This is a genomic window from Minwuia sp. IMCC3009, assembly GCF_029909415.1.
In the GTDB taxonomy this organism is placed as follows: domain Bacteria; phylum Pseudomonadota; class Alphaproteobacteria; order Minwuiales; family Minwuiaceae; genus Minwuia.
In genome coordinates this window covers 3,702,405-3,727,353 of the sequence record NZ_CP123781.1, presented here as the reverse complement: position 1 = coordinate 3,727,353, position 24,949 = coordinate 3,702,405, and the positions used below count along the sequence as shown (strand labels likewise).

The 24,949-nt window shown below is 64.3% G+C and carries 22 protein-coding genes; 16 read left to right on the top strand and 6 right to left on the bottom strand.

Annotation, left to right across the window (positions count from 1 at the left end):
- The first annotated feature begins 69 nt into the window (after positions 1-69).
- The 7 genes from QGV55_RS17440 (at position 70) to QGV55_RS17410 (ending at position 10,036) form a co-directional block, all read left to right on the top strand.
- On the top strand, positions 70-1,746 hold the full coding sequence (locus QGV55_RS17440) for a cyclic nucleotide-binding domain-containing protein (RefSeq protein WP_281019364.1): 1,677 nt from the start codon (positions 70-72) through the stop codon (positions 1,744-1,746).
- Entirely contained in the window at positions 1,743-2,561 is an 819-nt protein-coding gene (locus tag QGV55_RS17435; protein ID WP_281019365.1) for a hypothetical protein, read from the top strand. The genes QGV55_RS17440 and QGV55_RS17435 overlap by 4 nt, the downstream gene beginning before the upstream one ends.
- Positions 2,558-4,582, top strand: a complete 2,025-nt coding sequence (locus QGV55_RS17430; RefSeq protein WP_281019366.1) for a hypothetical protein — start codon at positions 2,558-2,560, stop codon at positions 4,580-4,582. The genes QGV55_RS17435 and QGV55_RS17430 overlap by 4 nt, the downstream gene beginning before the upstream one ends.
- Positions 4,583-4,671: 89 nt before the next feature.
- Positions 4,672-6,360: a multiheme c-type cytochrome gene (locus tag QGV55_RS17425; protein ID WP_281019367.1), complete on the top strand. Its 1,689-nt coding sequence runs from the start codon at positions 4,672-4,674 to the stop codon at positions 6,358-6,360.
- A 97-nt stretch (positions 6,361-6,457) separates the two neighbouring features.
- On the top strand, positions 6,458-7,969 hold the full coding sequence (locus QGV55_RS17420) for a hypothetical protein (protein WP_281019368.1): 1,512 nt from the start codon (positions 6,458-6,460) through the stop codon (positions 7,967-7,969).
- Positions 7,970-8,053: 84 nt separating this feature from the next.
- Complete coding sequence (locus tag QGV55_RS17415) at positions 8,054-9,334, top strand: 2Fe-2S iron-sulfur cluster-binding protein (protein WP_281019369.1); 1,281 nt, start codon at positions 8,054-8,056, stop codon at positions 9,332-9,334.
- 114 nt (positions 9,335-9,448) lie between these two features.
- Positions 9,449-10,036 carry a uracil-DNA glycosylase family protein gene (locus tag QGV55_RS17410; RefSeq protein WP_281019370.1) on the top strand — a complete coding sequence of 196 codons (588 nt, stop codon included), beginning with the start codon at positions 9,449-9,451 and terminating at the stop codon, positions 10,034-10,036.
- A 13-nt stretch (positions 10,037-10,049) separates the two neighbouring features.
- Here QGV55_RS17410 and QGV55_RS17405 read toward each other — a convergent pair whose 3' ends face one another.
- The gene (locus tag QGV55_RS17405) at positions 10,050-10,466 is read right to left on the bottom strand and encodes a nuclear transport factor 2 family protein (protein WP_281019371.1); all 417 of its coding nucleotides are present in this window, start codon (positions 10,464-10,466) and stop codon (positions 10,050-10,052) included.
- Between the two features lie 18 nt (positions 10,467-10,484).
- Between QGV55_RS17405 and QGV55_RS17400 the strand changes: the two genes are divergently transcribed.
- Positions 10,485-11,543, top strand: a complete 1,059-nt coding sequence (locus QGV55_RS17400) for an alpha/beta hydrolase (RefSeq protein WP_281019372.1) — start codon at positions 10,485-10,487, stop codon at positions 11,541-11,543.
- Between the two features lie 45 nt (positions 11,544-11,588).
- Here QGV55_RS17400 and QGV55_RS17395 read toward each other — a convergent pair whose 3' ends face one another.
- Complete coding sequence (locus QGV55_RS17395; protein ID WP_281019373.1) at positions 11,589-13,226, bottom strand: NAD(P)/FAD-dependent oxidoreductase; 1,638 nt, start codon at positions 13,224-13,226, stop codon at positions 11,589-11,591.
- 247 nt (positions 13,227-13,473) lie between these two features.
- Here QGV55_RS17395 and rpmB point away from each other — a divergent pair, with 247 nt between their 5' ends.
- The gene (gene rpmB / locus QGV55_RS17390) at positions 13,474-13,788 is read left to right on the top strand and encodes a 50S ribosomal protein L28 (RefSeq protein WP_281019374.1); all 315 of its coding nucleotides are present in this window, start codon (positions 13,474-13,476) and stop codon (positions 13,786-13,788) included.
- 99 nt (positions 13,789-13,887) lie between these two features.
- Here rpmB and QGV55_RS17385 read toward each other — a convergent pair whose 3' ends face one another.
- Positions 13,888-14,607: a glutathione S-transferase family protein gene (locus tag QGV55_RS17385; RefSeq protein WP_281019375.1), complete on the bottom strand. Its 720-nt coding sequence runs from the start codon at positions 14,605-14,607 to the stop codon at positions 13,888-13,890.
- Positions 14,604-15,365, bottom strand: coding sequence for a dienelactone hydrolase family protein (locus QGV55_RS17380; RefSeq protein ID WP_281019376.1), 762 nt, complete (start codon positions 15,363-15,365; stop codon positions 14,604-14,606). Before QGV55_RS17380 ends, QGV55_RS17385 begins: the two co-directional genes overlap by 4 nt.
- Before the next feature lie 217 nt (positions 15,366-15,582).
- Between QGV55_RS17380 and phaZ the strand changes: the two genes are divergently transcribed.
- From phaZ to QGV55_RS17360, 4 genes are read left to right on the top strand one after another with little or no spacing between them, the layout of a single operon-like run.
- Positions 15,583-16,827, top strand: coding sequence for a polyhydroxyalkanoate depolymerase (gene phaZ / locus QGV55_RS17375; protein ID WP_281019377.1), 1,245 nt, complete (start codon positions 15,583-15,585; stop codon positions 16,825-16,827).
- Between the two features lie 3 nt (positions 16,828-16,830).
- Positions 16,831-17,937 carry a hypothetical protein gene (locus QGV55_RS17370; RefSeq protein WP_281019378.1) on the top strand — a complete coding sequence of 369 codons (1,107 nt, stop codon included), beginning with the start codon at positions 16,831-16,833 and terminating at the stop codon, positions 17,935-17,937.
- A 59-nt stretch (positions 17,938-17,996) separates the two neighbouring features.
- Positions 17,997-19,514, top strand: coding sequence for an acyl--CoA ligase (locus QGV55_RS17365; protein ID WP_281019379.1), 1,518 nt, complete (start codon positions 17,997-17,999; stop codon positions 19,512-19,514).
- 4 nt (positions 19,515-19,518) lie between these two features.
- Entirely contained in the window at positions 19,519-20,085 is a 567-nt protein-coding gene (locus QGV55_RS17360) for an AAA family ATPase (RefSeq protein ID WP_281019380.1), read from the top strand.
- Between the two features lie 2 nt (positions 20,086-20,087).
- On the opposite strand, the gene QGV55_RS17355 is transcribed toward QGV55_RS17360, so the two are convergent.
- The gene (locus QGV55_RS17355; RefSeq protein ID WP_281019381.1) at positions 20,088-20,681 is read right to left on the bottom strand and encodes a TetR/AcrR family transcriptional regulator; all 594 of its coding nucleotides are present in this window, start codon (positions 20,679-20,681) and stop codon (positions 20,088-20,090) included.
- Between the two features lie 43 nt (positions 20,682-20,724).
- Entirely contained in the window at positions 20,725-22,059 is a 1,335-nt protein-coding gene (locus QGV55_RS17350) for an AMP-binding protein (RefSeq protein WP_281019382.1), read from the bottom strand.
- Between the two features lie 138 nt (positions 22,060-22,197).
- Between QGV55_RS17350 and QGV55_RS17345 the strand changes: the two genes are divergently transcribed.
- The 3 genes from QGV55_RS17345 to QGV55_RS17335 all read left to right on the top strand — a co-directional run bounded on the left by QGV55_RS17345 (position 22,198) and on the right by QGV55_RS17335 (position 24,948).
- Positions 22,198-23,463: an aromatic ring-hydroxylating dioxygenase subunit alpha gene (locus QGV55_RS17345; protein ID WP_281019383.1), complete on the top strand. Its 1,266-nt coding sequence runs from the start codon at positions 22,198-22,200 to the stop codon at positions 23,461-23,463.
- Positions 23,463-23,954, top strand: coding sequence for an aromatic-ring-hydroxylating dioxygenase subunit beta (locus QGV55_RS17340; RefSeq protein ID WP_281019384.1), 492 nt, complete (start codon positions 23,463-23,465; stop codon positions 23,952-23,954). The genes QGV55_RS17345 and QGV55_RS17340 overlap by 1 nt, the downstream gene beginning before the upstream one ends.
- A 181-nt stretch (positions 23,955-24,135) precedes the next feature.
- Entirely contained in the window at positions 24,136-24,948 is an 813-nt protein-coding gene (locus QGV55_RS17335) for an enoyl-CoA hydratase-related protein (RefSeq protein WP_281019385.1), read from the top strand.
- Position 24,949 lies beyond the last annotated feature (1 nt).

Sequence of the window (24,949 nt, the reverse complement as noted above, 5' to 3'; positions counted from 1 at the left end):
GGTTGATGTTCCGGGTGCACACACGTGAACGATGTGTGGCGATGGGCATCAGTGGAGGGTTGAGATCAGATGGTGACAGCCGTCGAGACGATGGCCCGTCCGCAACGGTGGTCCACACCGTTCGGGCCGGACATGACCGATGAGACCATTGATGAACTGATGAAATATCCCATCTTCGGGGATATTGACGAAGATCGGTTCCCGGGAAACACGCCGCTGCGCGGCATCCTGGGCAATGATACCAGGGTCATCAATTTCCAGCCCGGCGACATCGTCGTCCGCGAAGGGGATTACGGCAATTCGGCCTTTCTGATTCTCGACGGCAACCTGCGCGTCGTCATCAGTCCGGATCTGCCCCAGAACCTGCTCGGTCGCGCCAGCGCCTCCAAGAAGGGCTTCTTCGAGGCGCTGAGTCAGCTGTGGCGCAATTCGTGGCGCCCCGAAGTGCGCGACCCGGACCGCTACAACAATGCGGCGCAGCAGGTGCATGCTTCGTCGGCCGGCGGGGCGACATCGTTCCTGCAGGACATTCCGGTCATTCTCGACAAGCATCAGACGGCGCAGCTCGGCCCGGAGATGATCTTCGGTGAGCTTGCCGCGCTCGGCCGTATTCCGCGGACCGCAACCGTCTTTGCCGAGACCGAGGCACGGGTGCTGGAGATTCGCTGGCAGGGACTGCGCGAACTGCGCCGGTTCGACCCCACCTGGAAGACCAAGATCGACACCGCCTATCGCAACAACGCGCTGGGCAATGCCCTCTCCGAATCACCGATGTTCAAGCATCTGTCACCTGAGCAGTTGAAGAAGGTGGCGGACAGGACCCTGTTCGAGACCCACGGCGCCTTCGACTGGCACACCAGCTACAAGCGCATGCTGGCTCAGGGCCGGGAGATGGAGCATGGCACCCCGATCGCGAACGAGGGCGATTATCCCGACGGTATCCTGATGGTGCGGGCCGGGTTCGCGCGGGTCTCGACCCATCTCGGCAATGGCGAGCGCACGCTTACCTATCTGGGCGCGGGGGACTTCTTCGGGCTGGAGGAGCTCTATCACGCCTGGAAGAATCAGGACCCGGATATCGTCTTCGGCAGTTCCCTCACGGCCCTCGGCTATGTCGATCTGCTGCGCATTCCGCGCCAGGTGCTGGAGGAGTTCGTCTTCCCCGACATGGCGCCGCCAAGGACCAGCCTGAAGGATCAGGCCGGTGAGGAGATCAGCGCCGACGCGCTCAAGGAATGGGCCGTCGGGCGACGCTACATCAATGGCACCCGGTCGATGCTGATCGACCTGAACCGCTGCACCCGCTGCGATGACTGTGTCCGGGCCTGCGCCTCGACGCATGGCGGCAACCCGCGGTTCATCCGGCACGGCCAGACATTCGACAACTGGATGGTCGCCAATTCATGCATGCACTGCGCTGATCCGGTCTGCATGATCGGCTGTCCGACAGGGGCGATCCATCGCTCCATGCACGACGGCTCGGTCGTCATCAATGATGACACCTGCATCGGCTGCGGCACCTGTGCGGCGTCCTGCCCCTACGACAATATCCGTCTGGTGCAGGTGGCGAACCTTTCGGGCGAGCCGCTGGTCGATGACGAGCACAAGCCGATCATGAAGGCGACCAAGTGCGATTTCTGCTCAACAAATCCGGGTGGCCCGGCCTGCCAGAGGGCCTGTCCGCATGACGCCCTGCGCCGTGTCGACTTCCGCGGCCCGGATCCGTTCAGGAGTCCCTATCAATGAGGTCCCTGCACCGCGCTCTCATCATCTTCTGGCTCGCGGCGATCGCGGGCTTCATCCTCGTTGCCTGGAATGCGTGGCAGACCTGGCTGCACAATGGCGAGCCCGCCATTGTCACCGGTTACACGCTTGCCGGCATCTTCGTCTTTCTGACCCTGTTCAACATGCGCAAGCGCCTGTCGATGATACCGCTCGGGCGCGGCGCCTACTGGACGGCGGCACATGGCGTCGCGGGCATTTTCGCGATCGCCGTGTTCTTCGTGCATACCAATGGCGTGTTCTGGCCCGATGGTGCCTACGAGCAGCTGTTCGCGGCGCTGTTCTATCTGGTCAGCCTGTCAGGCATCCTCGGTTACTGGCTGCAGCGAATCATGCCGAAGCGTCTGACCGACAACGGCATGGAGATCATCTGGGAGCGCATTCCGAACGAGCTCTCTGACATCCGCGACAAGGCCGAATCGATTGTCGAGGAGGCCGCCGACAAGGCCGCCTCGGACACGCTGGCGCAGTACTACATCGAAACCCTTGCCTGGTTCTTCCGGCGTCCGCGGTTCATGTTCAGCCATTTCTTCGGCGCGCAGTCGGGCCGGGCCTGGATCAGGCGCGAATTCACCGCCATGCGGCGCTATGTCGACGAAACGGAAGAAACCTATCTGCGCCAGCTCGAGGATCTGGCGCAGATCAAGAACCGCATTGATTTCGCCTATGCGGTGAACGGGTTTCTCAAGATCTGGCTTCTTTTCCACGTGCCTCTCGCCGTCGGTATATTTCTGGTGATGATCTGGCACATCATTCTGGTGCATGTGTATCTGCTATGATTACAGACTCCGATCGCTTCAGTTACCAGAAGAGCGCCTACGAGCGTCCGACGTTTCCCTATGTCTGCGGGCGGGCCTGCGCGTTCGGCAAACCCTGCAGCCGCGGGCCGAATTTCGATGGCTCGTGCGGCGGTACGACCGAGTGCCGGCCGTTCCGGAACGGTGACCGCTGGGAATGCCGTCGGCCGCCGAGTGCCGGCGGGCCGTGCAAGGATGGACCGCTGCCCGACGGCTCCTGCTGTCAGTCGCATCCGCCGTGCAAGCCGCGCCCGTCGCTGCGCCGCCGCCGCCAGCAGATCTCCTGGCTGGTAGCGACCTTCGTCATCGCGATCATCGGCGCATTCCTGCACTTTTCGCCGGATTCCTTCGTCGGTGAGAAGGCAGTCCTGTCCTCGATCAGCCCGGGCACGCTATCGGGTGCGCATTCCAACTTCGCGCTGGAGGAAAAGGGCTGCGCGGCCTGTCACGAGAACCATGGCAAGGGCGTCGTCGCCTGGGCCAATGCCTTCGTGACCAACCAGTCGGTCGGCGAGAGCTGTGTCGACTGCCACAGTTTCGGTGGCTCACCGACGTCGCCGCACAATGCGACCTTCACTGCCGCGGCCGGGGCAACCTTCGCGGCTGATTCGCCGAGTGCCAACGTGAAGACCGACTGCGTGATGTGCCACACGGAGCACAAGGGTCAGGAAGCCAATATCGCACCGATGCGCGATGCCCAGTGCAACAGTTGCCACGTGCAGTCGATCAAGTCCTTCGGCAAGGACCATCCCGCGTTCGGCGACCGTTTTCCGCACGACATGCGTCCGGCAATTGCCTTCGATCACACAAGCCACTTCAGCAAGCATTTTCCGGAGAAGCTTCCGGCTGGCGAGACGCGTGGCTGTGTGGACTGCCATCAGATCGAGAAGGCCGGCCTGACCGTGCCGCCGGGCAGTTTCGACCAGAACTGCGCTTCCTGCCATCTGAGTGGAATCGTCGACCGTCGGCTTGCGATCATCAATGTGCCCTACATGGAGGAAGACCCGTTCGATCCTGACGCGGTGGCGGAACTCTGTGCCCCGACGCCCGAGGAAGTGGAACTGCTGCGGGAAGCCGCGGAGTCCGGGGAACTGGAAGAGCTGGAGCCCGACGAGTATTTCTACGAGGACAATGGCGACAATGTTCCGGCGGCGCTCGCGCTGACCCTGGGGGTCGCGAACGATGATCCGGACGGCTACCTGGATGCCATCGGCGCGCTCTATCCCGAACTGGCTGAATCCGGTGTCGATGCAATCTTCGACCGGATCGATGCACTGCCCGGCGATCACCGCACAGGCATGATGCTCGCCGGTCTGGATGGTGAACTCCTGCGTCAGGCAGCCTGTGCCTGGATGCAGAAGATCGAGCATGAATCGCCGAGCGAGGTCCGCGGCGGCGGCTGGTCATCGAATGGCCTGGCCGTCACCTATCAGCCGAGTGGTCACGCCGATCCGGTCGCCCGCGCCTGGTTCGACTTCGCGATGAATGCCGAACAGGCCGCGAAGGCAGCCGAAGCGGACGATGTGGTGATCGAGCAGGCGGCGGCACTGAGCGACCTGCTGACCTCCGAATTCGGTCTCGGTAACTGCACGAAATGCCACGCTGTGACCCAAGTCACCGACGGCGGGTCGGAAGCAGCCGAGAATATCACTGGCCTGAAAGTGGAATGGGGGTATCAATCTGTGACTGATCGCCCGTACGTCGAATACGACCACAGGCCGCATGTTAACCTGCTTGGGCCGGGCACCCTGTGCACGACGTGCCACAAGCAGGATCTGCAGGCGGAGTTCGCTGCGTCATACAAGCAACACGACGCAACGAAATTCGCTCCGGGCTTCCTGCCGGTCTCGCAGGAAACGTGCACGCAGTGTCATACTGCGGGCAAGGTCCGGCAGGACTGTCAGCTTTGTCATGAGTACCACCTGGAGCCAGGTTTCAATCGGACGATGGGTTTTCAGCATCAAGCCCAGGGAAAATCTGAAACCGGCAGGGAAGGAGGTTGAGGATGTTAGACGCGTTTGAGGGCCATCGTGTAGCCACGAAGTCGGCCCGTCTGTTTCTTTCGCTGTTCGCAGCTGTGCTGTTCTTCAGCGTGTCAACGCAGGTTGACGCGCAGGAGACCAGTGCCGCCGACGCAGCCCATACGGAACTCTTCTCTGAGGAAGTGTTCCCGAGTGCTTCGAAATGTGCGGCATGTCATGAGGAAATCTACAAGGAATGGTCGTCTTCGAACCATGCCTATGCATCGATTTCCCCGATGTTCCACAAGTTCGAGCAGGCAATCACCAACCTGACCCAGGGCACGATCGGCACCTTCTGCGTGCGCTGTCACCAGAGTGTCGGCACGACGATCGGTGAAAGCCGTGCGGCCCCGCTCTGGGAACGCAGCCAGGTTTCCCGCGAGGGCATCACCTGCATCACCTGCCACCGCGTGAAGGATACCTACGCCAAGGCAAACGGTGAGCGCCGCATCGAGCCGGGCAAGATCTATTCGCCGGTCTACACCAATTCCGACGGCGAAGGCCTGAAGAAGGTTCTGGACGACAAGAGCTTCTATCGCGTCGCAACCAGCGACGAGGAGCGTGGCAACCAGATCCATACGGAAGTGGTGAAGTTCACGCAGATCTCCGAGTCGGAATTCTGTGTCAGCTGCCATCAGGTGGCGGTCAATCTCGGCATCAAGCTGGAGGTTGTCTGGGACCAGTATCGTGACAGCCCGGCCAATGCGGCTGGCGTCACCTGCCAGGAATGCCACATGGGCAAGGACCCGGGCCTGCCGAACGGCTATGCCCGCGGCCCGGCTGCTGTCGTGAATGGTGAGGAGATCAATCCTGACCGTGTCCGTCACAACCATGCCTTCTACGGCCCTGGTTATCCGATCGCGCACCCGGGCATCTTCCCGCACAACCCTGCGGCAGAGAACTGGACCATTGATGAATGGCTGCAGTTCGACTACCGCGCCGGGTGGGGCACCGAGGAGTTCGAGGAAAAGGTCTACAATGGCGAGATCGAGGTCAAGTTCCCTGAAGTCTGGGATTCGGAAGACGACCGCTTCGAGGCCCGTGAGATCATCGAGGAGAACATCGAAGGTCTCGAGTACAAGCGGGAACTGCGCCGCGCGGTGATGGAGAACGGCAGCCATCTGGATGGTCCGTTCTTCGATGGCAGCCCGCGGGTCGGTCAGGACTTCGACTTCAACTATCTGGTCACCAACATCAACTCCGGGCACAACCTGCCTTCGGGCAGCCTTGGCGCCCAGCCGGAAATCTGGCTGAACGTCGCGCTGACCGATCCGGATGGCAACCGCATCTGGGAGTCGGGTTATGTCGACAGTGCCGGTGACATGGCGGACCAGCACTCGGCGGATGTCCAGGCAGGTCTGATCGAGTACGATGAACAGCTGTTCAACCTGCAGACCAAGTTCCTGACGACGAACCTGAAGGGTACGGATCGGGAAATGTTCCTGCCGGTGAACTTCGATATCGACCAGCGCCCGTTCCTGCGCCAGGCCAACGTGCCGACCACAGTGCTGAACCATCCGCAGTTCATCCGGATGGAGGGTCGCTCGATCCCGCCCCTGGGCGATCGGGAAGCCCAGTATTCGGTGCCGGGTGAACTGTTGACCAAGCCGGGAACCTATCGTCTGTCGGCCCGCATGCGCAGCCGTGCCGAGCCCATCTACTTCATGCGCTTTGTCGGCGCGACGAAGGAAATGGAGCAGGCGATGAACGAATGGATGCTGGACATGCATCCCTACACTGTGGAGATCGAGGTCAAGTAAGAAGGGACCTCACGCGATTGGTGCCGGGGCGGTCGGCGGGCCGCCCCGAAGCATCAACCGGATATAACAGGTGCTCTGTCAGGAGCAGGAGGGGAAGTTGGGTATTCTGGATCTCCGTCTCGTACGACGGTCAGTCGCGAGCCTCACGGCAGTCGCGGCGCTAGCCGTATTCACCGGGCCGTCATGGGCCGCTGAAGACTACAATCCGAAGATGTCATCCGGCGCGAAGCGTGTCGAACTGCAGGATGACGCCTTCAAGCCTGATCCGGCCTATGAGGAACAGGCATATGATATCGATGCGCAGCTCGCCATCTATGGTGGCAAGTCGGAGGTCGAGGCCCCGCGCCCGCTCTTCGAACTGGGCCGCAAGCAGTATGTCCCCGGACAGCTTCCGGAGCCGAGTGAGGTCTTCGGTGAGCTGAATCCGACCAATTTCGCGGTTCAGGCCTTTGGTGACTGGCGTACGGCCGTCGCCTTCAACGATTTCGGCAATAATGAACTGGCCCAGATCGCGACCCGCCTCAACATCGACATCGACATGAAGATCACGTCGACGGAGCGGTTGCATGCCTTCATTCGTCCGCTGGACAGCGGCGCGGATTTCACCCGCTGCGAGCTTGCCGGCAACGACAAGGATCAGGGGTGCAAGCTTCAGGCTGACCTGAATCTGGAGACGCTCTTCTTCGAAGGTGATTTCTCGAACATCCTGTCGGGTATCACGGGTGACTATTACAAGACGGACCGTCCGTTCACGTTCGGCTTCGTGCCGCTGTTCTTCCAGAACGGCCTGTGGATGGATGATGCGATCTTCGGCGGTGCCTTCTCCTTCCCGGCACTGAATTCGCCGGTGCTCGACATCTCCAACATGGATTTCACGCTGTTCTACGGCTTCAACGACGTGAACAACCCGGCGATCCGCAATCTCGGCGGCGGCGTGGCTGACCACAGCGTCCAGGCCTATGGCGCGCATGCCTTCATCGAGGCACGTGAGGGGTATCTGGAAATCGGCTACGGCATCCTCGATGCCGACCGCAGCAAGATCGGTGACCAGGACCTGCACAGCCTCGGCATTTCATGGTCCGCCCGCTACAAGAACATCTTCGGCTACTCGCTGCGGACGTTCATCAGCCGCCAGAAGCGTGACGACGGCGGTAGGGACCTGGGCAACGGCATGGCCTTCCTGCTGGAAACCAGCTGGATGACCCACAAGCCCTATACGCTCATTCCCTACGCCAACTTCTTTCTCGGCATCAACCGGCCGCAGCCGCTCGCCAACGCGGAGGGCCTGCTGGTCAACACCGGTATCAACTTCGAGACGGACGGTCTGACCGGCTTCCCGTTCCTGGACGATACCGCGGCTGACACCTTCGGTGGTGCCATCGGTCTGCAGTATCTGTTCAACCTCGACCAGCAGCTGGTTGTCGAGGCCGCGACGGTGCAGCAGTATGGGGAGCAGGCAAACATCGCCGGTGACCAGTACGCCCTGGGCGTGCGCTGGCAGTTGCCGATTTCGAAGGCATGGATTCTTCGTGCCGACGCCATGTACGGTGTTCGCTTCAACGACGACGACATCGGTGGTGTCCGGTTCGAAGTTCGCCGGAAGTTCTGACCGGATACGGCAACGGGCGGGTGGCATGATCCACCCGCCCGACCGCCGGACGGGGCTGACCTGCGATATCCAAAGGGGGACGGGATGGAATTCGGACTGGTCAATGCCGCAGCATTCGCCGTACTGGCTTTGCTCGGGTTTTATGTACTCAGCCTGATCTACAACAACTTCCGCACGGCGGGCATCGTTGATCGCGGCGTGCAGGAGGAGATCGGTTTCCTTCGCCAGAAGGTCGAACAGATCAAGGCGGTTCGCGAGTTCGACAAGCAGAAGAACGAGCTCTCCTGGAACGGTATCCGCAAGTTCAGGGTGGAGCGGAAGAACCCCGAGAACAAGGACATCTGCTCCTTCTACCTGCGCCCGCACGACGAACGTCCGCTGCCTCCCTTCAATCCCGGCCAGTACCTGACGTTCAAGCTCGACCTGCCGTCGGGCAAGAAGGTGACGACACGCTGCTATTCCCTCTCCGACAGCCCGAAGAGCGAATATTACCGGGTCTCGATCAAGCGCAATCCGCCGCCGAAGGATCCGGCCAAGGCGGATGTGGGCAAGTCATCCTCCAACTTCTTCCACGACAACATCGAAGAGGGCGATATCCTCGACGTGCTGGCGCCGAACGGGGACTTCTTCCTCGATATGCATCGCCAGACGCCGGTGGTCCTGATCGGCGGCGGAATCGGCATCACGCCGGTCCTGTCCATGCTGAACGCGATCGTGGAATCCGGCTCGAAGCGGGAGACCTGGTTCTTCCTGGGCGTCCGCAACGGCAAGGAGCATGTCTTCCGCGAGCATCTGGAAGCCATCGACCGTGCGCACGAGAACGTGCACGTCCGCATCTGCTACTCGGGGCCCGATGATACGGATGTCGAGGGCAAGGACTATCATCACAAGGCCCGCGTCGGCGCTCCGCTGTTCCAGGAAGTCCTGCCGTCCAACAACTACGATTACTACTTCTGTGGACCGCCCCCGATGATGGAGAGCCTGTTCCACGGCCTGCGCGACTGGGATGTTCCCGAAGCCAATATCCATTTCGAGGCCTTCGGCCCCGCGACGGTGAAGTCCAAGAAGTCCACCGACGCCCCCGCCGATGCGGGCGCGGCTCCGGCAACGGGCTTCAAGCTGAAGTTCGTCCGCTCCGAGAAGGAGATTGTCTGGGACGGTTCGGCGGACTCGATCCTCGAATTCGCGGAAGCCAACGATATCGACATGGACTCCGGCTGTCGCGCGGGGGCCTGCGGCACCTGTGTCACCGCCGTGCTGAAGGGGGATGTCAACTATGCGACCGAACCCAGTGCCGAGGTGAACAAGGGCTCCTGCCTTACCTGTATCTCGACACCGAAGTCCGATATGGAGCTTGATGCCTGATCAGCAGGCCATGAAAGCATTCAGTCACGAACACGGGGCGTGCCGGTCATCTGACAGGTGCGCCCCGTTTCCGTTCCGGCGCCTGCTTGCCCGTCAACGGGCGCGGCGGGACAGATGACCGGCACGCTCGACCGGCTGCTGGCGGAGATCCGCAATTGCCGAATCTGCGCGGACCACCTGCCGCACGCACCCCGCCCCGTGCTGGCCGCGACCACCCGGGCCCGGATCCTGATCGCGGGCCATGCCCCCGGAATCCGTGTCCACCGCTCCGGCGTGCCCTGGGATGATCCTTCCGGGGACCGGCTTCGCGCCTGGCTGGGGGTCCGGCGGGAGACTTTCTATGATCCGACCCGGTTCGCTATCATCCCGATGGGTTTCTGCTATCCGGGCACGGTCAAGGGCTCAGGCGATCTGCCGCCAAGGCCCGAATGTGCCGCCGCCTGGCATGCGCGGCTGATGCAGGCCCTGCCCAGGGTCGAGTTCACCCTCGTCCTCGGGCGATATGCCCAGGACTGGCATCTCGGTGACCGGCGACGGAAAACCCTCACCGAAACGGTGGCTGGCTGGACCGACTACATGCCGCGCTATCTGCCCTTGCCGCATCCGTCGGGCCGCAACAACGGCTGGCTGGCGCGCAATCCATGGTTCGAGGCGGAGGTGATTCCCGCCCTGCGCCGGCGCGTCACAAGTCTGCTTGCGTGAGGCCTGCCCGGATTCAGTGAATATTGCCCGAACCGGTCGGGCCTGACTCCGTATCGGCAGGGGGCGCATGTATGGCGCTGGCCTGATGGTGCACCATGCGCCAACGCCCGCCTTCCCGTGCGAACACGTTGGTCGCTGCCAGTTCGTGCGGTCCGATCCGTTCGGTGCAGAGCACGATCCCGGTATCACCATGCAGGTAGGCCACCGCTTTGCCGAAGCTGATGCCCGGCGGCCGCTGCAGGATGTCGAACCAGCCGGACAGCACTTCCGTGCGTCCCTGCCCGGCCCGGTGGCCGGGATGAATGCAGGTGATCTCCCGCCGACCGGACCAGATATCCGTCATCCAGCCCAGGTCTCCGCTGGCAAAGGCGGCATAGAACGCTTCGTTAATCGCCAGCAGGTGATCTTTGGGGTCGATTTCATCCGTCATCCGGGCATCATAGCGTCCATGATCATGAATTGTATCAATACGCTGCGGCTGAACCGCGATGCCATGCGCCTCAACAGCCTGCTCTGCGCCGGAATGGCACTGGGCATGTTGAGCGCCTGCACCGCCATGCAACAGCCCGCCGGCCCCAGCGTCGTGACACCGGAGGCGACCGGCAGCCACTTCGTGATGGCGGATGGCTATCGGTTGCCCTACATGCGCTCGGTCCCGTCGGAACCATGGGCGGTCGTGATCGCCCTGCATGGTTTCAATGACTATCGCCGCGCCTGGTCGGAGCCGGCGGAACGCTGGTCACGTCAGGGCATAGCCGTCTATGCCTATGACCAGCGCGGCTTCGGTGAAACAGAGAACCGCGGCATCTGGCCCGGTGTGCCGACCCTGACGCAGGACCTATCCAGTGTCGTGGAACTGGTCCACGCGCGCCATCCGGGCCTGCCGGTCCATCTGGTGGGCGAAAGCATGGGGGGCGCGGTGGTGATGGCGGCGCTGGGCGCGGCCGAGCCACCCCGGGTGGCCAGTGCAGTGCTGTCGGCGCCTGCGGTCTGGAGCCGAAAGACCATGACCGGCTTTGCCCGCTGGGCGCTGGACTTCTTCTCGTCCACCATGCCGGGATACAAGGCCACAGGCGGCGGTCTGGGTGTGCGCGCGTCGGACAACGACATGGTGCTCCGGGCGATGGGGGCAGACCCGCTGTTCATCAAGGCAACGCGGTTCGATACGGTTTCCGGCCTGGTTGACCTGATGGATGCCGCCTACAATGCCGTCCCGGCAATCAGGACGCCCTTGCTGGTGCTGTATGGCCGACGGGACCAGATCGTCCCCTGCCAGGCCGTCCAGAAGACCCTGGAACGCTTCCACGCCGAGCCGGACCTGGCCCTCTACGACGATGGCTGGCACCTGCTGTTCCGCGATCTGCAGGGGCCTGTTGTCCAGCATGATGTGGGCCGCTGGCTGCTGCAGCCGGACAGCGTGCTGCCCAGTGGCTCAGGCGGTGGAACGGTGACCGATCTCTGTGTGCCGGCGGAAGCGACGTCCCGTCTGGCCAGCGCCAGCGGGTAGCGCGGACTGTCCGTCACCGGATGGAACCGGCACGGGCCGCACCCGTCAGCTCAGGCGAAAGCCCTCATAGCCGTTCGCGACCACTTCGGCACACTTGTCCAGATAGGCGGGAAAGCCCCCGATATAGGGCATGAAGACCCGTGGCTTGCCCGGAATGTTCGCCCCGACGTACCAGGAACTGCAGGTCGACCGCAGCGTCAGGCCCGCGACCTGGTCGCCGTGCGCCACCCATGCCTCTTCCGCCTCGGGCTCGGCCTCTATGCGTTTCAGACCGTTCCCTGCGATATGCGCGATACAGTCGGCGATGAACTCGGCGTGCTGCTCCACGGATGGCAGCATGTTGGTCAGCACCGACGGGCTGCCCGGGCCGGTCACCATGAACATGTTCGGGAAACCGGCGGTCATCAGGCCGAGATAGGTCTTCGGTCCTTCCTGCCACTTTTCCGCCAGCGGGCGCCCTTCCGATCCCCGGATATCCACCCGCAGCAGCGACCCCGTCATCGCATCAAAGCCGGTCGCGAAGACGATGCAGTCGAATGCGTACTCCTCTCCGCCCGTGCGCAGCCCGCTCTCCGTCAGCGCCTCGATGGGGCTGCCGCTGATATCCACCAGATGCACGTTCTGGCGATTGAAGGTCTCGTAGTACCCGGAATCGACGCACAGCCGCTTGCAGCCGATGATGTTGGTCGGGCAGAGCAGTTCCGCCACCTTCGGGTCCTTCACGGTCTTGCGGATCTTGTTGCGGACGAAATCGGCGGCGTAGCGATTGGATTTCTCGTCGAGCAACAGGTCGTTGAAGGCGCCGAGAAACGTCAGTCCGCCCTTCTGCCAGCGGTGTTCGAAGCGGGCCTGCCGTTCCGCGTCATCCACCGCCCTGGCCGACACATCATTGGCCTGGAAGAGTATCCCGGCGGGCATCTTCTTGGCCTGCGCCCGCATCTCCCCATAGTGCGCCTTGATCCGTGCAACGTCTTCCGGATCCAGGGGGCGATTGCGGGCCGGGATGGCGTAGTTGGCGGTCCGCTGGAAGACCGTCAGGGACGCGGCCTGTTCCGCGATGATCGGGATCGACTGGATGGCCGACGACCCGGTACCGATCACCGCCACCCGCTTGCCGGTGAAATCCACATCCTCATGCGGCCACTGCCCGGTGTGGAAGATCGCGCCGCGGAAACTCTCGACGCCGGGAATGTCGGGCATGTTGGCCGAGGAGAGACAGCCCGTGGCCATCACGAACCATCGGGTGGTCAGGGTGTCACCCCCCTCCGTCGTGACCCGCCAGACATCCTGTGTCTCATCCAGGTGGGCCGCCGCGACACGGCAGTCGAAGCGGATATCGCGCCGCAGGTCGAAGCGGTCGGCGACGTGCCGGGCATAGCGGATGATCTCCGGCTGCGTGGCGTAGCGTTCGCTCCACTCCCACTCCTGCTGCAGGTCGTCATCGAACTGATAGGAATACTGCATGCTCTCGACATCACAGCGTGCGCCGGGATAGCGGTTCCAGTACCAGGTGCCGCCGACGTCGCTGCCGGCCTCCATCACCTGCACCCGGAACCCGAGACCGCGCAGGCGGTGCAGCAGATACATTCCGGCGAAACCCGCGCCGACAACGATGACATCCATGTCGGTGGCTGGCTGGCTTGCCGCCGGCGTGTGGTCGCTTGCTGCTTCTGTCTGTGTCATGCGTGCTGTCCGGCGCGGCCGGCTCCCTCCCCAGGGTGTCTGATGGGGGTCATTGTGGTGGCTATGGCGCGCGGGATCAAATGCTGACAGCCATGCAGTTCGCGGCTTCCGGTCCGCACAGGGTGTCCGCAGCGCTTGACCACCGCGCGGGAACCCGCTAAACACCCGCGCTCCGGCCTCCAGTCAGGCGGCCGATCCAATTTTCACGACTTGCGGCCATATGGGCCGAACATGCGGGAGAACAACCATGGCGCGACGCTGTGAGCTTACCGGCAAGGGTGTGCAGACCGGACACAATGTCAGCCACTCCAACATCAAGAGCAATCGTCGGTTCCTGCCGAACGTGCGCCACACCAAGCTGATGTCGGATGCGCTGGGCCGTTCCGTCTCGCTGCGGATTTCCGCCGCTGCGCTGCGTTCCATCGATCACAACAGCGGTCTGGACAACTTCATCCTGAAGCAGTCCGACGCAAAGCTGTCCGACAACGCCCGCAAGCTGAAGCGCGAGATCGCCAAGGCCCGTGCCGAGGCGGCAGCACCGGCGGCCTCCGCCGAAGCCTGATTTCAGCGACAGACGGATCTGACGAAGCCGGGCCATGTGCCCGGCTTTTTCGTTGGGGCCAAGGTCGGTGCTATCAGGCCCCTTGGACAGGTCCCGTGATCAGGCCCAGCTCGGGTAATCCGGATACCACCGCGCCCTGCCGCGCTCCACGTAGGCGACCAGGTTCGGGTGCTGGCGCACGGCCGTTCTCAGCGGGCTTTCGATATCCGGCACAAGGACATTGGCGAGAAAGGCGACACCGGTCGCGTCCACGCCGGTCGGTTCCGCACCCATGAACCAGTCCTGATCCCCCAGCAGACCCGCGCAGGCATCGATATCCGCCGCGCCGAAGGCCATGATGTCCTGAACCTCATGCAGGCCCAGCCCGTGTCCGGCCAGGTTGGACCGCACCTTCCGCTGTGCGACCACCTTGATGATCGACCGGATCACCGGCGGCATGGTGGCGAACAGCTCCCGGGCGATCCGGTCATAGGTGGGCGGATCCATCCAGCGTGTGTGGACGATGGCCCAGTAGAGCCGTTCCTCCAGCATGCGCGCGATCGCATGGGCTGTCGCCTTCTGGCCGGCGTCCAGCGCCGCGTCAGGGTCGAAACCGAGGCGCCGCGCCATCTCGCGGCGGATCAGTTCCGAATCCCCGACCATCGGTCCACCGTCGAAGCTGGCGGCGGGCAGCTTGCCCTTCGGTCCCTTGCGGGGATCGTTCACCGTTTCCACGGTGAAGGGTGCCCCGGACATCTTCAGCAGGATCTCCGCCTTCATGCAGAACGGGCTCGGGTTCGGCAGGCCCAGCGCCGCCGGGTATTGCCGAAGGGTGATCACCCGAGCGTTTCCTTCAGGAATGCCTGGGTGCGCTGCCAGGACAGGGCGGCATCGGCCTCGTCATAGCGGGCGCTGGTCGGGTTGGCGAAGGCGTGGTTGGCATCATACCAGTGGGTGGTGAGCTGCTTCCCGGCCTGCTTCATCTCAGCCTCGAAGCCGCTGACCATGGCCCGGTTGATCCACTGGTCCTCGGTTGCGAAATGACCCAGTACCGGACCCTTCAGCGCCTCCAGGTCCGCCGCCTTCCGGCTGACATTGCCATAATAGATGATCGTGCCGTCCACCGGCGCGGCGATGGAGGCGTTCAGCGACCAGCCGCCACCGAAGCACCAGCCGACCGTTGCCACCTTGCCGTTGGTCCTGTCGTGATCCTTCAGCCAGCCGATCCAGCTCGCCAGCGTATCGGTGGCCTCGTCCCCCTTGACCTGGCCCATGTAGCTGCGGGCATCACCGGCCTCGGTGGCGACCTTGCCGTCATAGAGGTCCACGGCCAGGGCCACGTACCCTTCCTCCGCCAGCTTCGCGGCCACGGACTTGATCTGGTCGTTCAGGCCCCACCATTCGTGGATCAGCAGCACTGCCGCCGCGGGTGTCTTCGCGGGCAGGGCGAGTGCGCCACTGACCGCCTTCCCGCCTGCGGTGGTGATGGCAACATCCTGAAGGCCGTGGGCCGCAGCCCGTGCCAGCATCGGATCGGCCAGAATGGCGGCGAGGGGCAGGCTTGCGGCCCCCTTCAGAACTGTCCTGCGCGCATACATGTCGGTCACTCCTGCCAGATTGGTTGGTGATACAGAGATGGTATTCGACACGCCGCATGCCGCCAATCACGCTCGCGTTAACCATTCCGACAGGGCGTGCATGACACCATGGTGACAGCCGCGCTTGACAAGTCCGTGACATTATTGTGCGCTGCACAATACAAATGAGAGGGATGTCCGCTATCCTTCGATTCGCGACGCAATCGGGAGATCCAGTTTGCTGTACCAGATGTACGAACTGAACCACGCGGCGATCAAGCCGTGGCGCGCTGCCGCGCACATGACCCAGATGATGCTGCGTCACCCCATGAACCCGGCTGCGCATACAGCGCCAGGCCGCGCCGTTGCGGCGGCGGCCGATGTGTTCGAGGGTATTACCCGCCGTTACGGCAAGCCGTCCTTCGGGCTGGACGAAATCACCATCGACGGCGCACCGGTGCCGGTGACGGAGCAGGTAATCTATCGCAAGCCCTTTGGGCAGCTCAAGTATTTCTCCCGCGATACCAGCAGCCTGAACCGGCGTCGCGCCGATCCGCGCGTGCTGATCGTGGCCCCGCTGTCCGGCCACTATGCCACGCTGCTGCGCGGCACGGTTGCCGCGATGCTGCCGGAGCATGAGGTCTTCATCACCGACTGGCGTGACGCGCGCAACGTGCCGGTGTCGGAAGGCAACTTCGATCTGGAAGATTACATCGACTACGTCATCGACTTCCTGCGGGTGCTCGGACCGAATACCCATGTCGTCGCTGTCTGCCAGCCCGGTCCGGCGGTTCTTGCCGCCACAGCGCTGATGTCGGAAGACAATGATGCGGCGACCCCGGCGACCCTGACCATCATGGGCAGCCCGATCGATCCGCGGAAAAGCCCGACTGTGCCCAACGACCTGGCGACGTCCCGTCCGATCGAATGGTTCAAGACCAACGTCATTACCCGGGTGCCCCTGCCGCATGCCGGTTTCATGCGTCCGGTCTATCCCGGCTTCCTGCAGCTCACCGGTTTCATGACCATGAACCTGGATCGCCATATCGATGCGCACAAGAAGCTCTATGAAGGGCTGATCGCGGGCGACGGCGATTCCACCGACGGCCACCGCAAGTTCTATGACGAGTATCTCTCGGTACTGGACCTGACGGCCGAATATTACCTGCAGACGCTGGAGGTGGTGTTCCAGCGCTTCGATCTGCCGAACGGCACGATGATGCACCGGGGCCGCCGCGTTGATCTGACCAAGATCAGGAAGACCGCCCTGTTCACCGTGGAGGGCGAGAAGGACGATATCTCCGGTATCGGCCAGACCCAGGCGGCGCATGATCTCTGCATCAACATCCCGGCGAAGAAGCAGATGGACTACATTCAGGATGGCGTCGGTCATTACGGTGTGTTCAACGGCGGCCGCTGGCGCACCGAGATCCAGCCCCGCATCCGCGACTTCATCCGCTCCTTCCCGGTACTCGGCGCCTGATGCATGGCGGGGGCCGGGGGCAGCGATCCGCTGGGAGGCCCCGGCGTCGTCAATGCATTCCGGGCCTGGCAGGCTGCGGCGGGCGGACAGCCACGTGACTGGCACTTCCGCGCGGGCCTGACCGACCGACCGGCCATTCCGCTGCCGTGCGATCTGCTGTTTCCGGGGGAATCGCCTGCCGAGAAGACGCTGGCGGACTGGCTCATGGCCGCGGCGCCCCATCTGGTTCAACCCATCCGCATGTTGCGCCCCGCACCCAGGGCACGCGGCCTGCGCCGCCTGTTCGGTGGGGGCAGGTTGGGCGCGGGTGAGATCCTCGACGCATCGGACAGGCTGATCAGCGGCATGCTGGCGGCACCGGAGGGGACATTTCAGGTCGCGAAGGCCACCCTGACCGACGTCACCCGGCTGACGGTTGCCCTGGCGCGGGATGCCGTGCGGCTGGGCGGCCAGGTCACGCCGGGCGACAGCGGCGACGTTGTGGAAGCCAGCGCGGCGACGGGTCTCTATGCCGTGCTTGCCCGGCCCTGGCCGGAAATGGCGGGACTGCATGAACTGCCGACGGTGGCCGGGCCGCTGAGTCTCATCCCGATGCCCAATGACCTGATGCTGGCGCATGTCCCGACAGGCGGGGAGGTCACTTCCGGCAGGGATCTGGAGGGGCTGCTGGCGGCAATCCTCACCCGGCGCGCGACCCTGCGCACGGTCTTGGCAGGCGACGTCGGCGCGACGGCTTGCCTGCGCGACCTGCTGCCCTGCGCGGAGGGACTCTCCGCCAGCTCCGGTCCGCTGCATGACGGTGGCATGGATGGCGGCTATGGCCTGTTCGCCAACCGGGTCGCAGCGACATGGGCGCATCTGGATGCTGCCTATATCCGCACCCTGATCTCCCGCCATGGTGCCTCCGTGCCGGAGATGCTGGACGGGGTCCACAGGGATGCCGATCTGGGGGAGGACCTGGGCGGTGGGCTGTTCGGTCGGGAGGTCGACTGGATGATGCGCCATGAGTGGGCGGAGGATGCCGCCACGGTGCTGCACCGGCGGGGCCCCTTTGCCTTCCTCGGCACTGACCCGGAACGTTTGCGCCGCTGGATGGAACAGAACGGCTGACTGGTGTAAAGCATCCCCCGGACAGAATTGCATCGAACGACCGGATCGGGGGAACTTCCATGGCCACTAGCTTGCGGGAACTGCTGGACACGGGCGCGGACGATGCGCCGGCCATTGGCGCGGAAGGTCGCGCCGATCTGACCCACGGCGGGCTGCGGGACTTTGCGGTGAAGGTGGTGGCCGACCTGAACGGTTTCGGCGTCGGGCGCAACGACCGGGTCGCCATCGTGCTGCCGAACGGACCGGAGATGGCGACCGCTTTCCTGACGGTGGCCTGTGGCGCTACCACGGCCCCGCTCAATCCGGCCTACCGCGCCGATGAGTTCGACTTCTACCTGGATGACCTGAACGCCAGGGCCCTGATCGTGGCCGACGACTATGAGGGTGATGCCGTCCCGGCGGCGGAGAAGCGGGGCATCGCGATCCTGCGCCTGACGCCGCGCACTGACGATGCCGCCGGCCTGTTCGACCTTGCCGGACCCGCGGCAGCCTCGGCGCCGCAGGCGGGCGGCATGGCGGGGGCGGATGATGTGGCTCTGGTGCTGCATACTTCCGGCACCACCTCGCGGCCGAAGATCGTGCCGCTGTCGCAGGCCAATGTCGCGGCCAGCGCCCGGCACATCCGTGCCGCCCTTGATCTGACGGCGGCGGATCGCTGTCTCAACATCATGCCGCTGTTTCACATCCACGGCCTGATCGCGGCGGTGTTGAGTTCCGTGGCGGCGGGTGCCAGTGTCTGGTGCAGCCCGGGCTTCAACGCCCTGCGCTTCTTCACGTGGATGGAGGTGGCGAAACCCAACTGGTACACGGCGGTGCCGACCATGCATCAGGCGATCCTGAGCCGGGCCGGGCGCAATGCCGAGCTGATCGCTGCCCAGCCGCTGCGGCTGATCCGCTCCTCCTCCTCCTCCCTGCCGCCGCAGGTGATGGCGGAACTGGAGGAGACCTTCGGCTGCCCGGTGATCGAGAGCTATGGCATGACCGAGGCGGCGCACCAGATGGCCTCCAACCCCCTGCCGCCCGCCGCGCGCAAGCCGGGTTCCGTCGGCATCGCCGCCGGGCCGGAGGTCGCGATCATGGACCCGGACGGCAATCTGATGGATCAGGGCGCGACGGGGGAAGTCGTCATCCGTGGCCCCAATGTCACCGCCGGATACGAGGCCAATCCCAAGGCCAATGCCGAGAACTTCACCAATGGCTGGTTCCGCACCGGGGACCAGGGCGTGCTGGACGCGGAAGGCTATCTCAGCATCACCGGGCGCCTGAAGGAGATCATCAACCGGGGCGGCGAGAAGATCTCCCCGCGTGAGGTGGACGAGGTGCTGATGGACCATGAAGCCGTGGCCCAGGTCGTCACCTTCGCCATGCCGCATCCGAAGCTGGGGGAGGAAGTCGCCGCCGCCGTGGTGCTGCGTGAGGGGGCGAGCGCCACGGATCGCGAGATCCGCGACTTCGTCGCCACCCGGCTGGCCGACTTCAAGGTGCCGCGCAAGCTGCTGATCCTCGACGAGATTCCGAAGGGCGCCACCGGCAAGCTGCAGCGCATCGGTCTGGCCGAGAAACTCGGCCTCGCCTGAGGCGATGCCTGCGGCGGAGGCGGTCCTGACCATCCCCGACTTCTGCCTCGTCCTGCTGGTCGGGGCCTCGGGGGCGGGCAAGTCGACCTTCGCCGCCCGGCATTTCCGGCCGACAGAGGTGGTGTCGTCCGATGCCTGCCGGGGGCTGGTCTCGGATGATGAAGCCGACCAGTCGGCCAGCGCGGCGGCCTTCGAACTGCTGCATCTGATCACGGAGAAGCGCCTCGCCGCCCGCCGTCTGACTGTCATCGATGCCACCAACCTGAAGGTGAGGGGCCGGCGGCCGCTGCTCGACCTCGCCAGGCGATTTCATGCGCCGGTGGTGGCGCTGGTCCTGCTGCTGGACCCGGCGACCTGCATCGCCCGCAACCGCCACAGGGCCGCCGGGGGCGGTCGCCATGTGGGGCGGGAGGTGATTGCCGCACAGTCGAAGTCATTGCGCGATGGCCTGCCCGCGCTGCGGGACGCGGGTCTCGCGGCGGTCCATGTCCTCGATACGCCCGGGTTCATCGATGCGATCAAGGCGATTCGCCGTGTCAGCCCCCCTCCCTTACACCCCACGCGGTCCTGATCCTAGCGCCGCTCCAGCCCTGCCAGATAGGTGTCGGCGACCATGGTGGCATATTCGTCAGGCCCCACCGGCCCCGCTGGGTCGTACCAGAGGTAGGTGTAATTAATCATGCCGACGCACATCATGGTCTGGGCCATGAGGGTGCGGCTGGTGATGTGGCCGCTCTGGTCACAGTCGCGGATCAGGTCGCGCAGCACGGCGATGATGCGCCGCTGCTTGCCGACGATCTCTGCCCGCTCCGCCGTGCCGAGGTTCTGCAGGTCGTGCAGCAGCACCACCTGCAGGTCGCGGGACCCGGCGTTGATGCCGACGATGGTGCGGATGGTGGAACGGAAGCGGTCCTGTGCCGTCACGCCGTCCGTCGCAGCAGTGCTGGCGGCGTCCAGCATCATGTCGAGATGGCTGCTCAGCATCTCCTGCAGCAATGCCTCCTTGGAGGCGAAATAGTGGTACAGCAGGCCGCGCGAGACGCCATTTGCCTTTGCCAGATCCGCGATGCTGGTCGCGGCATAGCCCTGACGCGCGAACTCGGTCGCGGCGCAGGCCATGATGCGGCGGCGGATCTCCTCGTAGTTCTCGGCCTGCTTCCGCGCCATCGTCTGTTTCCATCCTGATTCGGCAGGGGGAGCGTACCACCCCTCAGTCGCGCACCAGAACCCGCTGTGCCTTGGCCTCGTAGCGGGGCAGGGTGCCTTCCTCATGGCATTCCACCGGCACCTTCAGGCCGAGGCGGCTGGTCAGGCTGCGGCCGACGGCGTCGGCCAGTTCATCGGGGGAGCCGTTGTGGCTGCGCTCCTTCTCGATGGCCACGACGATCTGCTTCGGCGCGCTGCCCGGCGTGTCGACATAGATCTGCCAGGCTTCCTTCACTGTCCCCGGGGTGGTGGCGATGACATCCTCCACCTGGGACGGGTAGACGATGACCCCGCGCACCTTCAGCATGTCGTCGGAGCGGCCGATGATCCGCCCGATGTTGCGCATCCCGCGGCGCCCGCAGGGGCAGTCATAGGGATGCTCCGACAGGCGCACTAGATCGCGGGTGCGCCAGCGCACCACCGGTGACGCCTGCTTGTCCAGCGTGGTGACGACGATCTCGCCGACCTCACCCGGCCCGACCGGCCTGAAGGTCTCCGGGTCGAGGATCTCGGTCAGGACCGTATCCTCGTTGAACAGATGCATCTCGTCGCGGGCATGGCTCCAGGGGCAGGAGGCGGCGACGATGGGGCCACCGGCCTCTGTCGTGCCATAGGTGTTGAAGGTCATGAAGTCGGACGGCAGTCCGGCCTCCAGCTCATCACGGAAGGCGCGGGAGACGGATTGGCCGCCGATGACGGCGCGCTTCAGCTTCCAGTCGGTCTTCAGATCGATGCCCTTCTCCTGGCTGGTGCGGATCAGGGTGGCGAGGAAGACCGGCGAGACCGTGGCCAGCGACCATTCCATGTCGCGCATCCATTCCACCACCAGGTCGCTGCGCCCCGGCCCGACGGGGAAGTTGGTCATGCCCAGTTCCGCCATGCCCAGGTCATAGGCCAGCCCGCCAACCCAGAGGCCGAAGCCGAAACCGTTGTAGCCCCGGTCGCCGGGCCGGCAGCCGTGAGCGTGGAGCTGTCGCGCCACCTGCCGGGCCAGCAGCACCTGCATGTCCTCGCGGGTATAGCCGAACAGGACCGGCAGGCCGGTGGTGCCGGAAGTGGCGCAGAACCGTTCCACCTTCTCCGTCGTGGTGCCCAGCATGGGGAAGGGGTAGCGGTCGCGGAGCTGCGACTTCTGCAGGAACCCCAGGCTGTCCAGCGCCTGCCGGTCCGACAGGTCGTGCGGATGCAGCCCGGACTCCCGGAAATGATCCACCCATTCGGGGGACTGGGCCAGTCGCTGCCCCAGGGCCCCGAGCTTGCGGTTCTGGATGGCAAGCAGGTCATCGTGGTCCAGCGCCTCGATCTCGGGATGCAGCATGTCTGCCTCTGTTCCGGCCATTCGTCGTCTCCCCGTTCCGTATCCCCTGCCGGCGTGCGCCGAAGGTTGGGCATTGCAGAGTTTCAATCCTTCTATTATAAACCGGACAGCCGTTCAATGAATAAACCACCGCCTGCCAACCGACAGGGAGCGCGCCCGATGAATGTCATGACCCGCCCGTACGTGCCGGACTTTGCCACCCTGATCGAACAGGATCGGGTGCATGGATCGCTCTATACCGATGCGGACATCTTCCGCATGGAACTGGACCGCATCTGGTATCGCACCTGGGTCTATGTCGGGCATGAGAGCGAGGTGCCGGAACCGTTCGATTTCGTCACCAAGTCCATCGGGCCGCAGCCGATCATCATGACCCGTGGCGCGGACGGGCAGATCAACCTGTTGCAGAACCGCTGCCCGCATCGCGGCAACGAGGTCTGCACGGAGCCACGGGGCAACGCGCGCAAGTTCACCTGTCCGTTCCACAACTGGACCTTCGCCAATGACGGCAGGCTGGAGGCGACGGCCTTTGCCGATGGCTACAAGGGGCAGGACATGGCGGCCCTGTCGCTGGGCAAGGTCGCGCGTGTCGCCAGCTATCGCGGCTTTGTCTTCGGCTCCTTCGCCACCGAAGGCCCGACGCTGGAGGAACATCTGGGCGGCGCGGCGGAGACGCTGGACCGGCTCTGCGATTCATCGCCCACCGGTGAGGTGGAGATCACTGCCGGATTCCTGCAGCACCGTGTGAAGGCAAACTGGAAGTTCGTGCTGGAGAACGAGACCGATGGCTATCACCCCGCCTTCGTCCATGCCTCCGTCTTCAAGGTGACGGACAGCGGCATCGGCGGCCTCTATGGCTCGAAGTCCACTGCCGTTACCCGTGACTTCGGCAATGGGCACACCGAACTGGACCTGCGCCCGGAGTTCCGCCTCCGCGACCAGCCTCTGAACTGGTTCGGCACCACGCCGGAACGGCTGCCGGACTATGTCGCGGCCATGGAACAGGCGCATGGGCCGGAGAAGGCGCGGGAGGTGATGATCGACGGCACTCCGCACGTGATGATCTTCCCCAACCTGTTCATCGCGGAGATCCAGATCTTCGTGCTGCAGCCCCGCGCGGTGGACGACACCGTGCAGCATGTCACGGCGCTGCAGTTCAAGGGCGCGCCTGACATCAACCGTCGCCTGCGCCAGCAGACCATGGGCTCCGTCGGCCCCGCCGGATTCCTGCTGGCGGATGATTCGGAGATGTACGAGCGCACGCACCGTGGCGTGCTCTCCCGCGATCCGGAGTGGCTGTATCTGGCGCGCGGGGAGCATCGGGAGCGCACGGACGAGGACGGTTTCCGCGTCGGCCATGCCACCGACGAGGTGCCCTCGCGCGGGATATGGCGTCACTACCGCCAGATGATGGAGGCCGAGTGATGGGGATGATCACCGTGGAACAGGACATCACGCGCCGGGTCGAACAGTTCATCTACGCGGAGGCCCGCCTGCAGGACGAGCACGAATATGCGGCGTGGGAGGCGCTCTGGACCGACGACGCGATCTACTGGCTGCCCGCCAATGGCGACGCCATCGACCCCGAACAGCAGATGTCGATCATCTACGACAACCGTTCCCGCATCGGGGTGCGGGTGCGGCAGCTTCTCAGCGGCAAGCGCTATACCCAGGACCCGAAGTCCGCGATCCGGCACCTGATCACCAATGTCGAGGTGCTGGACCGGTCGGGTGACGAGGTCAGCGTCGGCTGCAATGTCATGGTCTATGAATCCAGCCTGCGGGGCGAAACCCTCTGGGCCGCACGCACTGAATATCTGCTGCGCGACACGCCTGACGGCTTTCGCATGGCCCGCAAGAAGGTGGCGCTGGTCAATAACGACAAGCCGCTCTTCACGCTGTCGTTTCTCATCTGATGTGGTCCCCGGCCCGCCCTTTCCCGGTTTGTCGTTGGACTGTTCCATTCCTCTCCCCCACCCGGCCACCCAATAAGGATACTCCCGTGGGTGGCCGGGTGGGGGAGAGGGATGGAACAGGCCGCAAACAGACTCCCGAGAGGGCAGGCCGGGGCCTGAAAACAACCTCCGGAGATCCATCATGAACCTGCTAACCGAACCCGTAGGCGACGGCAATGTGCTTCTGAGCCACACCGACGGCATCGCCCATATCCGCCTGAACCGTCCCAATGACGCCAACGGCATGAACAACGGCCTGCTGCGCGACCTCTATCAGGCGATCATGGTCTGCCATGGCTCGGAGGATGTGCGCGCCGTGCTGCTGACCGGGGCGGGGAAGAACTTCTGCGCCGGGGGCGACATCAAGGAATTCGCGTCGAAGGGCGAGAAACTGCCCGCCCATATCCGCACCGCCACGGCACTGCTGCAGGATGCGGCACAGGCGCTGATGCGGCTGGATGCGCCGGTGATCGCCGCCATCCAGGGCTATGCCACCGGCGGCGGTGGTTTCGGCATGGCCTGCGCGGTGGACCTGGTGGTGGCGGCGGAGAGCGCGAAGTTCCTCGCGGGCGCGACCAAGGTCGGCATGTCACCGGACGCCGGTACCACCACGACGCTGCCCGCGCTGGTCGGTCACCGCAAGGCGATGGAGATCCTGCTGACCAACCCGACCATGACGGCTGAGGAGGCGAAGGATCTGGGCATCGTCAACCGCGTGGTACCGGACGCGGATCTGCTGGACGCCGCCATGGATCTGGCGCGTGAACTGGCGAGCGGCCCGCCGCTGGCACAGGCCGCGGTGAAACGGCTGCTGCGTCAGGGCAAGGCCCTGCCGGTGGAGGCCTGCTTCACGGAGGAAGCCCGCAACGTCGCCGAACTCTCCGGCACCGCAGACGCGCGGGAAGGCCTCGCCTCCATGATCGAACGCCGCCCGGCCACCTTCACGGGTCGGTAGA